9 protein-coding genes are annotated in these 16148 nt (G+C 61.9%); 2 read left to right on the top strand and 7 right to left on the bottom strand.

What is annotated here, in order from left to right; all coding sequences use genetic code 11:
* Window positions 1–131 precede the first annotated feature (131 nt).
* The 7 genes from LJ362_RS15325 to LJ362_RS15355 form a co-directional block, all read right to left on the bottom strand.
* Complete coding sequence (locus LJ362_RS15325; protein WP_264799887.1) at window positions 132–755, bottom strand: hypothetical protein; 624 nt, start codon at window positions 753–755, stop codon at window positions 132–134.
* A complete protein-coding gene (locus LJ362_RS16995) occupies window positions 752–1987 on the bottom strand; it encodes a sugar transferase (RefSeq protein ID WP_320109132.1) in 1236 nt (411 codons plus the stop codon). The genes LJ362_RS15325 and LJ362_RS16995 overlap by 4 nt, the downstream gene beginning before the upstream one ends.
* 93 nt (window positions 1988–2080) lie before the next feature.
* A complete protein-coding gene (locus LJ362_RS15335; RefSeq protein ID WP_264799888.1) occupies window positions 2081–4765 on the bottom strand; it encodes a helix-turn-helix transcriptional regulator in 2685 nt (894 codons plus the stop codon).
* 242 nt (window positions 4766–5007) lie between these two features.
* Window positions 5008–6267 carry a hypothetical protein gene (locus LJ362_RS15340; RefSeq protein ID WP_264799889.1) on the bottom strand — a complete coding sequence of 420 codons (1260 nt, stop codon included), beginning with the start codon at window positions 6265–6267 and terminating at the stop codon, window positions 5008–5010.
* 12 nt (window positions 6268–6279) lie between these two features.
* Window positions 6280–7341 carry an ATP-grasp domain-containing protein gene (locus LJ362_RS15345; RefSeq protein ID WP_264799890.1) on the bottom strand — a complete coding sequence of 354 codons (1062 nt, stop codon included), beginning with the start codon at window positions 7339–7341 and terminating at the stop codon, window positions 6280–6282.
* A gap of 261 nt (window positions 7342–7602) precedes the next feature.
* On the bottom strand, window positions 7603–10284 hold the full coding sequence (locus tag LJ362_RS17000; protein ID WP_320109133.1) for a LuxR C-terminal-related transcriptional regulator: 2682 nt from the start codon (window positions 10282–10284) through the stop codon (window positions 7603–7605).
* Complete coding sequence (locus LJ362_RS15355) at window positions 10281–12899, bottom strand: AAA family ATPase (RefSeq protein WP_264799891.1); 2619 nt, start codon at window positions 12897–12899, stop codon at window positions 10281–10283. Before LJ362_RS15355 ends, LJ362_RS17000 begins: the two co-directional genes overlap by 4 nt.
* Window positions 12900–13645: 746 nt before the next feature.
* Here LJ362_RS15355 and LJ362_RS15360 point away from each other — a divergent pair.
* Window positions 13646–14839: an acyl-CoA dehydrogenase family protein gene (locus LJ362_RS15360; protein ID WP_264799892.1), complete on the top strand. Its 1194-nt coding sequence runs from the start codon at window positions 13646–13648 to the stop codon at window positions 14837–14839.
* Window positions 14840–14877: 38 nt separating this feature from the next.
* On the top strand, window positions 14878–16023 hold the full coding sequence (locus LJ362_RS15365; protein WP_264799893.1) for an acyl-CoA dehydrogenase family protein: 1146 nt from the start codon (window positions 14878–14880) through the stop codon (window positions 16021–16023).
* Window positions 16024–16148: the final 125 nt, after the last annotated feature.

Consider the following 16148-nt stretch of genomic DNA (forward strand, 5'->3'; position numbering starts at 1 on the left):
GACGGACAGCGGCGTTGGTGATCGTTTTCAACTCTACTTTCGCGTGTTCGAGGACGGCCGGTGTCACGGTCGAGCTTGCGGCGCCCCGCAAAGAACCTGCGGCGGACAGCAGCGCGCCCGACCGTCGGAGTTCAGCCATGACCTCCGTGGACGTGCTCCTGCACTTCCCAATGCCCGATCGTCGAGACAGCCTTGTAGATCTGCGAACCCATTCGTTCAAAAGTCCTCAGCGACCGGAACAGCGGATCTATGACATCATCATCGCTGCCGTCGCCTCTCGGAGCGGTGCGATAGCGCGGGGCCAGCGCGGCCAGAGACTGCCACCTCCCGGCTGGTGCCGCCAGCCGCTCGGGACGAATGGTCGGGAGAATGCGGGCGAATTCCCGCAAAGTGAACGTGAACCGCAGGGCCTGTGGGACACGATTGACGACTTCTCTGCGGATCACCCGATCCATGACCAGGATGAGATCTGCTTCGAGGGCAGCAGCTTCATCGAATTCACTGGCGACGAAACCATGCAGTCTGATGTTGCGTCGTGCCGCCAATTCCAACACCTCGACGACCGCAGGACGTCCCATGACAGCTTTCGTGCCGGCACTGGAGACGGCGAACTCGCCCGGGGCCGTGTCGTCGAGTTCTCGCTGCAGAATACGTGCGGCGAGTGGAGAACGGCAGGTATCAGTGGATCCGACCACGAGGATCCGAAAGCCTGCGGGGATCACCGCCCAGTCTCCGTTCGACTCCGTACGGGTCATGAGGCCGTCTCCACCGCTGAACCGGTCTCCAATGGCCGGAAAGATTGAGATGTCCGCGTCCGGCGGAGCATTCCGTTCAACCAGTGCGTGGGCGGTGTGACCTGCGACGAGCCGATGTGATGTCCGGTTTCCGGCCAAAGAGTGCAGACCGCGAACGCCTGTTCGGGATGCGGACGCTGCCCGAACCTGGACAGGTCGGAAGGATCGTCACAACCTTCGAATCCGACTTCAGTGAGAATCGCCAGATCTTCGCTTCCCAGCGGCAGGATCCAGACCGCGAATGTCGCTTCGGTTGCCCGGGCACGGTTCGTCGCGAGACGGACGACCTCGCGTCGGACGACCACATCGTTGTCAGCGTCCGGATGCGCATCGAATCGAATCACCACCGCGTCACCGTCGGCAACCGAAATATCACAGCGCCCGACCCCCTTGCCGGATGAACTTCGCACCGACCACGTCCGAACATCCTCGGTGCGCCCTACTTCGTCGAACACCAGAAGTTCGGACTTCAGCGTTCCCCCGAAGTTGTCAGCGGTCACCTCGCCGTCCTGACTGATCCCGTCGGCGCGCAGCACAATTCTGATAGTTCGGAGGATGATCCGCAGGTCGACAGCGAGACTCGCCGTATCGACGTATTCGACATCGAGATCGAACCGATCATCCCAGCGCACTTGATTGCGTCCGCTGACTTGAGCCAGCCCGCTCAGTCCCCCGCGGATCAGGTGCCTCCGACGCTGATGAGGAGAATAGTGAGGAAGATAGCGTGTCGGCAGGGGCCGCGGGCCGATGAAGCTCATCTCACCCCGCAGGATGTTCCATAGACTCGGGAGTTCGTCCAGACTGCTTGAGCGCAGCAGTCGGCCGAACCGAGTCAGCCTCTGGGCGTCTGAGACCAGTCCCTGCGCGGGGGCGGCATTGCGCATGGTGCGAAACTTCCAGAGCCGGAAGACCTTCTCTCCCTTCGTCACTCTCTGCTGAGTGAAGAAGATCGGCGACCCCAGAAAGACGAACACCAGGACGGCGACGACGATGAAGACCGGTGAGAGAACAACAAGGGCGACGAGGGCACCGATGACATCGAGCATCCTCTTGGCGGAGTGATATCTCGTCATCATCTGTCGGCCTGCGCTGATTGGTCGATCTGTCTGACGGCGCTGAACCAGTGAACACGGGATTCGATGCGCCCGTCCGTTTCGGTTGGCGGCATAGCTGTTCGCTCCTTCGCTCTTCATCTGTCTCTCATGCTAGGCATCTGCGCCGGCCTCGAACGTCGGCATGCGGCGAACCTGCGGGTTGCCGCCTATCTGTTGTGGTCGTCGTTGGACTCACGCCGCAGGAAGCTCTGAACCCCTGGTCAGTCGGGCGATGAGTTCGGTGCGCGAGCTGACATCGAGCTTGCGGTACACAGAGGTCAGTCGCAGCTCCACGGTGCGCAGGGAGACGAAGATCTGCCCTGCGATCTCCCGATTCTTCAGCCCTTCGCGCACCAGTCCGACCACTTCTCGCTCATCTGGGGTCAGCAGGTCCAGGAGACTGCTGCGCGCAGGTTGTTCGGGTGCGTCCACGGACTCGAGTCGCGCCGCTGCGGCGAGGTGGTCGGAGCCGACCTCCCGGAAGATTCCCGCTGCCAGGCGCGATCGTTCTGCGGCAGCCGCGTCCGCCCCCGATTCAGCCAACTTTCGGGCCATGACCAACAGCGTCACTCCCTTCTCGAATTGCGAGTCCTCAGGGCGCCATGACCCGAGCAGGCGTCCCATAGCCTCCAATCTGCCTTCGGCCGGAAGCAGCAGAAAGCGAGACCGCTCCAACGCCAGTTCTGCCCACCGTGACGGGGCCCGCTCGACCTTTCCGTGAAAGACCTGGACCAGCATTCCCGCGTGTTCCCGACGGCCTGTTGCCAGCAGTGCTTCGATGAGGTCCGGCTCATACCGGATGATATTGGGGTTGAGCTCATTCGATGCGAGCTCCTCGCATCGGTGGAGATGCCGCACCGCTTCCGCAGGGAGTCCGACCCGAAGGAGATAGTTGCCCTGGAGCGCGTTGAGCTCGGCCAGCAGACTGCGGTTCTGTGAAGCCATCGCGTGAGCGGTGAGCTCGGACTCAACGACCTCCGCATCGCTGGCACGTCCTTGCGCGAGAAGTCTCCAACACCGGAGGAGCAGAAGTCGGTCACGACGGATCATCTGCTCGCTGTCGCCGGCAGATGCGCATTTGTCAATGAGCGCGATCGCAAGTCCGATATCACCGCGTCGGATTGCAATCTCGGCACGGACGTACAGCGATTGGATGTCCCAAGCCTCACCGCGGCCCCCACCATCGTCAAGGCAGTCCAAGGTGGCCAGCGCAGAATCATATTCTTCGGTCATCATGAGCCCGCGGGACAGCAGCAGCAGGCTGATGGGATCGACCTCCCCTGTGGCGTCGAGCCTCTGGAACGCCGCGATCGCACTTTCGCGAAGTCCACGCCCGCAATCGAGCAGAATCCCGAGGAATCGGGAGAGCTCACGTGACCGCCGATCGAAATGGGCGCCAAGGCTGCACGCGGTTTCCAACAGTTCCTGCGCCTCGGCCGTTTCCCGCCTCAGCGCATGGCACAGACCTAAGACCAGCTGCAGTTGGGCGACCTCCATGGGCGCCTCTGCGATTTCGCTGCTGCTCCACTGATTGCGCAGCCGAAGCGGAACTGACTGGTGCGTGAGGAACTCGGCCCAGATCCGCAGTGCCCGCGCTCGGAGCATCTCCTTGACCGAGCCGCTGCGGGAGGCGTGGTCGAGGTAGCGAAGGGCGAAGGTGATCTGTCCACGGTCCAGCAGTGCCTCGGCCAGGTCATTCAAAAGGGTCGAGGTGCCTTCTGCGTCCGGCCCCAAGCCGAGCGCTCGCTCCGCGAATTCGATGCCCGCCCACACCATTCCCTCCTGGACCAGATGACAAGCGTCGTCGAACAGGGTCAGCGGCGTATCGTCGGTGGCTTCGAAGAAGGACCGGTGCCAGTGATGCAATTCCGGATAGAGTCCCTCGCAGTGTTGCGCCAACAGCATGTGCCCGCTCAGCCGCGCATCGGCGGTCGACTGTCCGTATCTGATGGCTCGAATCAGCTCCTCCGAGCAGCGACTGAAAGTCCCGTCTCTCTCGACGACTCCGCGGGACTCCAGCTCCGAGAACCATTCCCAGCTGTCTTGCGAAGCTCCGAGAACGACGGGCCGTGGAGACAGCGGAGCCAGTGACATCAGATCCAAGAGCTCTTCCGCGCCTTCGCTGAGACCGTTCATCGCGGTCTTGACCATGTCCTCGGCATTCGGCTCGACGCGCAGCGGCAGATCGAGAGCCTGGTCCCCCTCCAACTGGTTCCGCGGCAGACGCTCGATGATTCCGCACAGTGCGGCGGGGCGTCCTGAAGCGGTGCGCACCGCCGTCGCGGCGACTCCTGCGGCAGTCCGGCCCCCTGTCAGCCTGTCTGCCAGGTCAGCCATCCGACGTTCGCTCACTCGCTTGAGTTCTATGCTCGGCATACCGGCAAGCAGACTGCTCGGATTGAGCTCTCCGGTCGAGACAGCGAATCTCAGCCGACTTCCCGCAATACGGCGCAGCAGATGTCCCAGAACCAGTTGTGACGGCCGATCCATGACGTCGGCATCGGGCACGATCGCCAGGGTCGGGTGTTCAAGGACCAGGCCGGCGATCAGCGAAGTGACTTCGTCGGCGATGGTCAGTGCTGCTGCCATGTTCTCCCCGGAGTCCTGTCTCAGCCGGCTGTCGAGGAGGACAGACCCGAAGCTCGTAGGCTCCAATGCTCTCAGTGCGGAGAAGATGATCTCCAACCCGGAATAGGGTCTCGCGTCCTCGGCCTGCCCGATCGGAACCCTGATAACGGGCCCTTCGGCCTCGGCCTCCAACGCGGCGAGCATCTCGTCGCCGCCCATCCCCGGAGGGCCGATGACTGCGACCGCACTGTGTCGCTCCAAGAGGGTGCGCATCTGCTCGAGCTCGGCAAGACGGATCTGCATAGTCATCGTGAGCTCCGCTTCGTACATGGGTCTTCGTCGACGTGCGACCGCGCACCCAGAGTCATTGTGGTGTTCATGACCTCATGATCGTGCGGTGGCCGGGGCTGCGGACAGGTGGTCATGCCCGGACATGTTCGAGTCAGTACTCAGTCACGATCGAGGCAGCACTGGCGCAGGTACTCAGTCACGCTCGGCTGCCGGCATGAACTGCGGTGCGGCTGCTCCGGAAGGCCTCTGAACGAGCGTCGTCAGCTCGCAGCAGTTGTCGCTGAACCGGCCGAGAGCGTCGACGGGCCATGCGACCAGCCATTGCACTGCAGGTAGTCCTCGACGTCGCAGCGACGCCGGATGAGTGTGAGCAGGCCGTCTTCGTGACGGAGGTATACGGCAGGAGGGTATTCGATGAACGCGGACCCGTAGGACATGGTGTATGCCCCGACCTTTCGGAACACGATGCGATCACCTTCACTCAGGGTCGGGTAGTCAGTGAGCACCATCAGCCGATCATCCTCCATGCAGGTGAATCCTGCCAGCACCTGCTCCGGATGAGTCTGGTCCGCCGACTCGGCGCTGATGTCGAACGGAGTGGTCTTGCGGAAGAGCGGATCGAGATCGACTCTGCTCGTATCGGTGATGACGAAGCGCTGCCGACCGATGTCCTTGACGTCGAGCACCTGTGCGTGGAGTTCCACCGGAGCGGCGATCACCGACCCTCCCGGCTCGATGACCAGCCGAGTCCGCCGTGGGTCGACGACATCGCTGAGAGTCGAACGGATGCCGGAGAAGTACTGGTCGAACAGTTCGGTATCTTTCAGACTGCCGAAGAACCCTCCGCCGATGTCGAGCCAGTCCAGCTCGAGTCCGAGAGTCGAGATGATCTCAGAAGCCACTCCGGCGGATGCCTGAAATACCTGTGGGCTGCTCGTCCGGGAATTGCGGTGCATATGCAGACCGACGACTTTCGCCCCCGCCCCGGTCAGCTGGGCGATGTTCGCACTGAGATCACCGTTGTCGAAATCGAAGCCGAAACGACTCGCCGCATCGCCCACGGTGCTCTCTCCAGGGCACAGCCCTTCGAGATCCCAATTGACACGCAGCCCCACCCGCACGTTCAGGTCGGGCCTCTCCCGGGCCAGTTCCGCCGCCCACCTGACCTCTCTGCTGGAGTCCAGGTTCGTCAGTGAGCCCTCTCGCAGCGCGCTCCGCAGGAGCGCACGGCTCTTGACCGGGCCGTTGTACACGATCCGTTCCGGTGGAAACCCGAGGACACGCGCCAATCCGTATTCGGAATCGGAGACGACTTCCGCCCAGATTCCTCTCTGCTTCATGTAGCTCAGCAGCCACGGGAGCGAATTGGTCTTCACGGAGTAGGACATGACGGAGTTCGGCCAATTCCGGTCCAACGCCTTTTGGAATCGGGTCACCAGAATTTCGAGAGCCTCCTCGTCGATGACGAATGCCGGAGTCGGTGGGCCTTCTGTGATGGGTTTTGGTTCTGACGAACTCATGTCTGCCTTTCTTCACTGCATATCGGAACTCTGCTGACCGTGGGCGGTCACACGAGTCTCCTGGTATTTGGCGGCGACGACCCCGTACTCGTAGTGTCGCCAACTTGCATCGATTGCGATTCCGAAGATCTGGCTCAGGTAGTAGAGCGGAACATCGGCCCCGGCAAGATGAACGAATGGATAGCCGCCTCCGAAGCGGGGGTTGATGTCGATCACCGAAACCGTGCCTGCACTGTCGAGGAAGATATCAAGGTCGATGAGCCCGGACAGTCCTGCAGCGCGAGCGATCTTCGCCGCAGCGTCTGCGAAGGGCGCGGGATCGACGGTCACGGCTTTGTCAGTCTCCCCGGCGCGCATCCGAAGCTTGCGTCGTGCGAAGACCCCCGACAGGGATCCTTCGTCCACCAGACTCGAGACGATGTCCACCCCGTATTCACTGCCCGGCGCACACGGCTGCACTATGACCTCGTCGAGGACGTCAGTGCTGTCGGCCCGGCGTCTGACGCTTTTCGCAGAACTCGCAACGGCTTCATCGAGATGATTCGCGGTGACCACGACAAGCCCGGAGGACCGAGAGCCGAAACGATGTTTGACCACGAACTCTCCGGAGGAGCCTGCCGCGCCCAGGAGCCGGTCCACTTCATTGCCTGTGACTGTCATCGGAGTGTTCACTCCGATGTCTTCGAGCATGTGCGCCATATGGAGCTTGTCTGCGCAGCCCTTCTGCCAAGCGGGCGAGACCCCGGGGACGAAGATCCCTCGCTTTCGCAGGCCAGCGGCGATATTCGTGTCCACGTGCAGATGCATCAGCTCATAGTCGTTCGCGGACAGAAAGAGCTTCGGCTCGAATTCCTCGATCAGCCGCAGGAGCTCATCGGCATAGGCCGGGTCGGTGTAGGGCGGCAACAGTCGCATCTCATCGCCATAGGACGCGGCCGCGCTTGTGGGATCGTTCTCGGCGACGATGATTCGTCCGTTGAGGCCGAGTGTCTCAAAGGCCGTTCGAAACCAGTCGATGAGGTAGAGCCTTCGCCCTGCGGAGCCGATCACGATCGGCGCATCTTCAACTCCCAATGATCTCTCCCGACGCTCGCGACTCCTGTTGGACGACTCATCGGGTACCCGCCTGCAATTCGAATTCTCTGAGACCGACGAAGACTTCCTCGACACGGTGATCAGACCATTTCGCCTGGTCTCGACGTTTGCCGTGAGAGTTCCCGATATCAGTTCAGATTAGCTTCACAACAGCAGCACACCGGCTGAATGCAGGCATCTTTGCGGTTTACCGAAAGGCAGAATGCGACAGTTACTCGGCTTTCCTATGACGATTGCAGCTCACGTCCTGTCGGTCTTCTGCCGTGCTCTTCCCATGGCGTCGATATTCAGCCGTGCGAACGCCTCGGCGACTTGGTGCCGGCGGGTGACTCCCAATTTCCGATAGAGGCGATACGCATGCCCTTCAACGGTGCGAACGGCAGCTCCGAGCTGCTCGGCGATCTCGGCATTCGAACGACCTTTGACCAGAAGTCCGCAGATTTCCCGCTCACGTTCCGTCAGTTCGATCGGCGGTTCTGAGGAGACGACCGTCGACGGCACACTGCCTCGATGCTTGAGCCGATCCTTCGCCAACTGCACGCACCGTGCAGCAACATCGGGAGCCGCCGTCCGTTCCTCCTCGGCGATTCTCAGCAAGCTCGCCGCGTCCTTGTCCCGCAATGCCGATCCGACTGCTCCTATGAATCGGAGTTCCTTACCTTCCCCCAATTCGGCGAGCCGACACATCGCTTCCACATCGACCTCGCCGAAATGGCGGAAGAGCAGGTAGCGAATATGAGCGGCCAGCCCAAAGACCTCTGCCCTCTCAGCGTCCTCGAGCAGCTGATGCAGCTGTCTCTCCGCCTCTGAATCGGAGTTACGCAGCCGCCGAGAGATGAGCGCGTAGACGGATGCTCGCCTGTATTCCATCTGAAAGCTCGAATGGACGAGGCGAACGAAGCGGCCATCGAAATCCTCCGCCATCTGCGATTCCCCATTGAGCGTAGCGACGTACTGTGCCAGACCCAGGGCGGAGGCGAGAGCGGTCGACTGATTCCAATAGTCCAGCGCCTCGACCCCCGCACGAGCGAATCGCAGCGACGATTCGAGTTCGCCTTCACGCAGCCGGATCTCGGCTTCCACGATGTCGCTCGCTCCGCTCCGCGCTGCGAGCTGGGCGATGTCGTTGGTTCGCGGCACCTGCAGTGAAAGTCGAGCCGCGCCGAGGTTTCCCAGCTCTATCTGGGAGCGGGCATCCAGGATTCTCAGAAGATGGTCTCCCATACCCTTCGATCGAAGCTCGCGCTTGACGAGCGCGAGGATCTCGGTTGCCTTTCCAGGGCGACCACTCTCCACTTCGAAGGAGCCGCAGACCAGTCCCGCGCTCATTCGGTACACATCTGGTAAGGAATCGTCGAGAGCATGGCTGCGCAAGAGCTCTGCATCGGGCCGTCGAGAGAACGACCCCTTGTCATGGCGAATGCCGGAACCGACGACGGATCGAATCGTCTGGAGCAGACCCTTCGCCGCCTCGACGCTGAGGCTATCGGCCGCAAACCATTTCGCCGCCTGGCTGCGCTCTGCATGGTGGTCGGCGCACCTCCCCTCGGAGCAGCAGCTGCGTTCGTGGGCGGCGATTCTGTTTAGGGCGGCGACGAAGTCTGTTGCTTCGACAGCGACTGACCTGTGTGTGGCCTGACGGTTTGCCCAGACCACGGCGGCGGCGATCACCAGTCCGGGACAGCACGCCTTTTGCAGGGACCGCGCGAGCAGGTCGAGCCCGAGCTCGACCTGTCCGACATTGCAATAGAGATAGGCCAGTTCGTAGAGTTCCGCGGCGTTCAGGTCGGCGGTGTGGACGTCGGCCATGATCCGCAGGGCGCGATGCCATTCGGCAGCTTCGATCGCAGTCATGGCGGCATCGATGATCTGTCGTTCTTCGACTTCTATCCCGCAGCCCAATGCCCATTCCGTCCGGAGCATCCGAGATCGTTCGCTCGGATCGTCCGGATAGTCGCGGACGATTCCGTACCACTTTCGACTGCGGCCGATGGGAATGCTCACGCGCACCGTCTCGGACGCGTGGTGCTCACGCGCAACATAGACTCGACTCGAACCGCTGACGATCCGCAGATCACCGAGATCGACAAGCCGATCTGCCGCTGCTCCGAGCCCGAGCGAGAGCATAAGCCCGATCTCGATCTCACCGGCCATGACCACGAGTTCGAGGACGGTTCTCTCGTCCTCCGAATACTCGTCAAGATCTATGCGCGCGAAATCACGCGCCCGACCGTCGAAGTCCGTGTCGAGTCCATCGAGTATGACCACACCGTTGCGCAGCAGTAGCCGGTTCTTCCGCTTGCAGTATCCGAGGAGTTCGAACAACTTGCCGGGATTGCGTCCGGAGTGGAAGTCGACGATATCCAATACCGCCTGGGAGACTATTCCTCCGAAGCTGTACTCGATTGCATTGCGCAGTTCATCCGAAGTCAGAGGGCCGAGGGTGATCTGAGCCATGGCCTGTTCGTCAACGAGCTCGGCGAATGGCCACGAATTCCTCACAGCGGACTGTCGTGTCATGGCCACAATCCGAATCGTGCCGTCGGAGGCCAGTTGCGTGAGGATGCGAATACTGCGCTCATCGAGGTAGTGAGCGTTGTCAACGTACACAGTCGGAGTCTGAGCACTTCCCGTCAACGCGTCGATCACTCGTCTGGGCAGACCGACCGGATCGTCGAGGTCGACGATCATCGCGAAGACGCCGAAGGGCGTTGCGCCCAGCACTCGATCGCCGCGCAGCCAAGTCTCCTGCCCGCCTCGCCGCCGATGGATTTCCCTCGCCAATCGGGTCTTGCCCATTCCGACAACGCCGTTGATGAGGACTCCGACCAAGGATCGGTCGGTCAACGTCTCTTCGATGACCCGGAGTTCGTCTTCGCGCCCCAGCAGAGGCGGGCGGTGCAGCATCATTCGTCCGGTCATGCCCGCCTCCAGGCGATCTGCTTGAGTTCCTGACGATCGCTGACGTGCAGCCGACGATAGATCCGACCGAGGTGCCATTCCACGGTCCGAACCGACAGATGCAGCTGCGCACCGAGTTCGGCATTGCTGGATCCATCGGCCACGCCGAACACCAGCTTCTTCTCAATATCGGTGAGCATTGTCGACAGGTCGACACCATCGGCGTCGAAGGTGATCGCGCGCAGACTGGAGTCCAACAACGCGCGGGCAAGTTTGACGCCGACCGCGTCACCTTTCTGAACTGCCCTGTCCCGTGCGGTACGAGCGAGGTCGGCGGCAATCACGACGGCGCCGAAGTCCAGCGCCGCTGCTGCAGCATCGATCATCGCTGTCTCTTCGCCGTCGCCATATGCACGCGCGACGGCTGCCGCCAATCTGCCGAGCTCTCCGTCAATCTTGTCTGCGACACGGCTGAGATCCGACTGTGCCGACGTGTCGCCGTGACGGCTCGCCTCCATCCAGGCATAGCCGGCCAGAGTGTGCGCGCCGAGCGCATAGGCGTCCGCACCGAGTTTGTGCAGGTCCGCAGCCGTCTTCTCCGGACTCGACAGTGCGAAAGACTGGAGTTCGTAAAGATCAATCATAAAGTCCTGCAACCAGGTGTAGTCGGGGTGCGGCACTCCTTGGATCGGCTCGGATGCCCTCCTGGCCGAGAACGGGTCGAATTTCACTTTGTCACTGCGCCTTGTACTTCGCCCTCCCTGATCTGTCTTCGTCGCACGGGAGGTCGATGCCTCGCGCAGCCGCAGATAACCCTCTGCCAGATGCAGTGCGGCGATCCTGAGTGTCTCGTCCTGCTCCGGCACTTCCCGACCGCGGGGTGTTCTGTCCAAGTTCTGGTGGGCTCGCGTGATGTGTCCCGTCCACAGATCGACGAGAGCTGTTGCTGTTCCGATGTCCATCCCCGAAGGCGCATATCTCAGAGCCGCCCTCGCTCTGTCCCAGGAACCTGCAAGATAGTGGCCGGCGAACAGCTGGGGGGTCGAATCCTCGATTTCGAAACTAGTGTTGTCGGGAAGCTCGAGCATCGCCTCTGCTTGGACCAGATATGTGGTTCCAAGTTCGATCCGACCTCGTATGACAGCCGCAAGCCCGAGAAGCGTACAGGCGCGCTGCCGGTGTCGCGGCAGGCAGTTGAAATCGCGGAAGACCCGCTCAGCAATACTCTGCGCAGAGTCGAAGCGACCGCCTCGCATCTCGAACTGAGCTTGGGTGACTTCGAGTCGGCCGATGTCCACTGAGCTGACCAGACGATCTCGAATCCACCCGGTTCGCAGACTCTGAGGTTCGCGAGGGTCTGTGATTCGCAGTTCGAGACATGCGAGGCGTGAGAGGTACTGATCGGAGCCGTCTCCGTCGGATGATGCGGCGATGAGACGCTCGAGGATGGCCTCGGCGTCGACGTTCTCACCTCGGCCGTACTCTGCGCGCGCCAGTTCGAGCTGAAGCTCTGGATGATCCGAATTCGCACCTCTCAAAAGCCGCGCTGCACCGGAATGGTCTCCACACGCGTTGGCCCACAGCGCCGCTCTCAGAACCGTCTGAGAGTCGCCGGGGACCCCCCATTCCTGCATCCAGATGACCTTTCCGAACAGCGCAGCGCCGTGGAGCGTCATGGAATCAAGGGATGGGAGGACCTCCCGGAGCATCTCCAGGGAACGCGACGGGGGGATGCTGTCTCGCACTACCAGAGCCAAGGCCGGTTCGAGCAACGACACTTCGGATTGTTTGTCCCGGCCGATGGTCAGGATCCCCCGCTCGACGAGATTGTCCAGCAGATCGACATCGCACATTGTCTGCAGAGCGTCGTACGGAATTGCTCTGATCATTGCGACGAGTTCGAGAATTCGGCGCTGAGAAGGAACGACGTTCCACATGACTCGGTCCTCAGCACCTCGCCGCGCAAGTGGAGTCGATTCTATGTTGGTGAAGAGACGACTGAGCAACCGAGGATTTCCTCGTGACCTCGTACGGAGGTCGGCGATCACCTGATTGTCGACTTCGTAGCCGACTTCTCGTGCGTAGGCTGCGATTGCCGAGCTGTCCAGGCCGTCCAAGTCGACACGAACAAGCTTTCCGGCACGCCACAGAACTGCAAGGAGATCCACGGGTTGACGAATCGATTCGGCAGCTGCGAGAACCCTGATCCGTCCTTCGGCCGCCAGCTGCGAGATGATCGACAGCGACTGTTCGTCCACCCGATCAGCATTGTCGACGACGACAATGGGAACCTGCGTGACCACGGCACGCGCAAAGAACCGCGACACTATCGAGAATGCCGCGCCCATCGAAATCTCATCAGGAGCTGCCCCCTCGGTGGTGAGCAGAATCTCAAAGATTCCGAGATTCCTGTGAGCTATCAGATTCGAACCCCGGAACCGGAATACCGGGGCTTCGGGTGCGAGGTTCGCCGCAACCGCGTTGAGAACCGTGGTCTTTCCCATTCCTGTCGCGCCGATCACCAGCACCCCATCAGCGGTCGAATCTGAAAGGACAGCGACGATGTCGGCGATTTCGGACTGCCGCGCCACAGTCGAGCCGACAGCGGAAGGGCGCGACACGACAGGCGAGGTCATTTCATCTCACCTATGCGGACAGCTTCATTCGACTCCGCATCGGAGTCCATGATCGAGACGTTGCGAGTAGACGACCGGCATTTCGCAGTACAGCATTGTCTGATCACGAACTGGCTGAGCCCACGGATCGCAACACCCGTCTCACCCGATTCGCCGCAGCCGTCGACATTGACAGCACTCAACGCCCCATTGCACGAGGCGCAACTACAGCAGGATCCGCGATCGGACCCGAGGGGATCCACACCCGGCGTTTCGCCAGCGGCACAGCCGCTTGGGGATTGGGCAATCATCCGTCCACTTCTCTCAGTGATTGCATTTCGAGCGACATAGGGGGAATTCGCTTTTCCATGCTCCATATGTAGTTGAACTATTTGATCATTCATCCGCGACCGGCGGAAGCAATGCCTAGATAATAGGACCACGGCAGCGATTCGAACCCGCACAGCGCTGCAATGTTAAAATTCTGTTACCTGCCAAAGGGCTCAACGTAACAAATCTGCAATACTTCGCCTGTATTTCAGATTACACGCTCAAATGCTCTTTCATCGCGACCACAGCGATTACTCAGCGTCATTCACCGCCGCATACCGGATCAACCCACCGCCGATGCCAAATTCATCGTCTGTTCTATTCGCGTGCGGCACCGGCGCCCTTGTACCGCCGACGGACCCGTCTCCCACTTGTGAGCCCGAACACCGGACCGTACCATTGGAATCAAGTTACTGAACGATCTATAAGGAGTTCGCATGGACACCCTACTGAATGCTGAAGAGCGCGAGTTCGCGCAGCAGATGCGTCAGTTCTACCGCACGGAGATCCCCGAGGAGCTCCGCTTCAAGGTCGCCACCGGCCAGGAGCTGAGCAAGGAAGACATGGTCACCTCGCAGCGGATCCTCAACCAGCACGGCTACGCCGTGCCGAACTGGCCGGTCGAATGGGGCGGCCAGGACTGGACCCCCGTGCAGCGTCACATCTGGCTCGAAGAGATGCAGCTGGCCTGCGTTCCGCAGCCGCTGCCGTTCAACGTTTCCATGGTCGGACCCGTCATCGCCACCTTCGGCTCGCAGGAGATCAAGGAACGCTTCCTGCCCGCCACCGCGAACATCGACATCTGGTGGTCGCAGGGATTCTCCGAGCCCAACGCCGGCTCGGACCTCGCCTCGCTCAAGACCACCGCGGTGCGCCGGGGAGACAAGTACATCGTCAACGGCCAGAAGACCTGGACGACCCTGGGCCAGTACGGCGACTGGATCTTCAACCTCGTGCGCACCGACCCGGACGTGAAGAAGCAGGCCGGCATCTCCTTCCTGCTCATCGATATGAAGACCCCCGGCGTCACCGTCCGTCCGATCCAGCTCATCGACGGCGGCCACGAAGTCAACGAAGTCTTCTTCGACAATGTCGAGGTGCCCGTCGAGAACCTCGTCGGCGAAGAGAACAAGGGCTGGACCTACGCGAAGTTCCTCCTCGGCAACGAACGCACCGGAATCGCCCGCATCGGCGGCTCGAAGGTCAACCTCGCCCGCGCCAAGGCCTATGCCGCGGTGACGAAGACCGCTCGCGGCACTCTGCTGGATGACCCCCTGTTCTCCGCTCGTCTGACGAAGATCGAAGCCGAACTCACTGCGCTCGAGATGACCCAGCTGCGGATCCTCTCGACCCAGGCCGCCGGGTCCGACAAGCCGGATCCGCGCTCCTCGGTGCTCAAGCTCAAGGGCTCCCAGCTGCAGGAGGACATCTCCGAGCTCCTCGTCGACGTGCTCGGCCCGCAGGGTCTCGACTTCGTCTCCGACCGCGTGCAGGGCCAGGGTCTGTCCGACCTGCCCAACGGCGCTGTCGACGCTCTGCCCGGCTACTTCAACACCCGCAAGGTCACCATCTACGGCGGTTCGTCCGAGGTGCAGCGCGGAATCATCTCGAAGGCACTGCTCGGTCTCTGAGATACCGACGCTCACTCGATCTCCCAAGAAGGACAACAATGGATCTTGAACTCAACGACATTCAGCAAGAACTCGCCAGCACACTGAACAAGTACCTGCGCAGCGAGTACGACATCGCAAAGCGCGAAGAGATACTTCGCAGCGACGAGGGCATCTCCCGCGAGAAATGGCAGGCCTTCGCCGAGATGGGTCTGCTCGGACTTGCGATCCCCGAGTCCTACGGCGGCGCGGACATGACCTTCAACGAGGTGGCCGTGGTCGCCGAGGCGTTCGGTCGCTCACTCGTCCTCGAACCGTTCCTGGCTACCGCAGTCCTCGGTGCCAATGCCGTTCTGCTCGGCGGCAGCGAGGAGCAGAAGCAGGCCATCCTGCCCGGTGTGGCAGAGGGCCAGACCTTCCTCGCTCTCGCAGCGCTCGAGCCCGGACTGCGCTACGCGGTCGACGCTCCGCAGACTCAGGTCTCCGGTGCAGACGGCAGCTTCACCCTCACCGGTGAGAAGAACAACGTGCTCGGCGGAGACGTCGCCGATCACTTCATCGTCACCGCCACGCAGAACGGCGAACTCGGCCTCTACCTCGTCGCCGCCGATGCCGAAGGTCTGACTCGTGTGGCTCAGCGCCAGGCCGATGGCCTGGGCAGCGCGAACCTCAAGCTCGAGGGTGTCGCCGCCCAGCGCCTCGACGCCGCCGATGCCAACGCCGTGCTGTCCGAAGTCCTCGACCTGGGCAACGCCGCAATCATGGCTGAGGCCGTCGGTGCGCTCGAAGCCTCGCTGACGATGACTGCCGAGTACCTGAAGACCCGTGAGCAGTTCGGTGCACCGATCGGTGCGAACCAGGCTCTGCAGCACCGCGCCGCCGACCTCTACGCCGAACTCGAGTACGCGCGCAGCATGGCTCTGTACTCTCGCCTGGCCGTGACCTCCGAGGTTCCCGGTGCCGAGAAGGACCGCCACCGCGACGTCATCGCCGCGAAGATCATCGTCGACCGGGCTGCCCGCAACATCAGCCAGGAGTCGATCCAGATGCACGGCGGCATCGGCATGACCATGGAATACCCCATCGGTCACTACGCCAAGCGCCTGACGGTCATGACCCGCACCTTCGACGACTCGGATTCGCTGACCGCGGAGCTCGCCGAACTCGGCGGACTCATCGAACCCCACGCCGCCGACCTCAGCTGAGGCAGCGGCACTTCAGCGCCGCACGTTCGACCCCGAGCGTGCGGCGCTGCGTCGTCGGGGCCTATCAACGCCCACCGAGGCGGCCGGATCCCGGCAGCACGGAAGCGCCGAGGCGGCACGATCAT

Origin of the sequence: Brevibacterium sp. JSBI002 (assembly GCF_026013965.1) — a bacterium.
GTDB lineage: Bacteria > Actinomycetota > Actinomycetes > Actinomycetales > Brevibacteriaceae > Brevibacterium.

Coding starts and splice junctions, on each gene's coding strand:
- LJ362_RS15325 (WP_264799887.1), bottom strand. CDS start 755: ATGACCCGTACGGAGTCGAACGGAGACTGGGCGGTGATCCCCGCAGGC.
- LJ362_RS16995 (WP_320109132.1), bottom strand. CDS start 1,987: ATGAAGAGCGAAGGAGCGAACAGCTATGCCGCCAACCGAAACGGACGG.
- LJ362_RS15335 (WP_264799888.1), bottom strand. CDS start 4,765: ATGACTATGCAGATCCGTCTTGCCGAGCTCGAGCAGATGCGCACCCTC.
- LJ362_RS15340 (WP_264799889.1), bottom strand. CDS start 6,267: ATGAGTTCGTCAGAACCAAAACCCATCACAGAAGGCCCACCGACTCCG.
- LJ362_RS17000 (WP_320109133.1), bottom strand. CDS start 10,284: ATGACCGGACGAATGATGCTGCACCGCCCGCCTCTGCTGGGGCGCGAA.
- LJ362_RS15355 (WP_264799891.1), bottom strand. CDS start 12,899: ATGACCTCGCCTGTCGTGTCGCGCCCTTCCGCTGTCGGCTCGACTGTG.
- LJ362_RS15360 (WP_264799892.1), top strand. CDS start 13,646: ATGGACACCCTACTGAATGCTGAAGAGCGCGAGTTCGCGCAGCAGATG.
- LJ362_RS15365 (WP_264799893.1), top strand. CDS start 14,878: ATGGATCTTGAACTCAACGACATTCAGCAAGAACTCGCCAGCACACTG.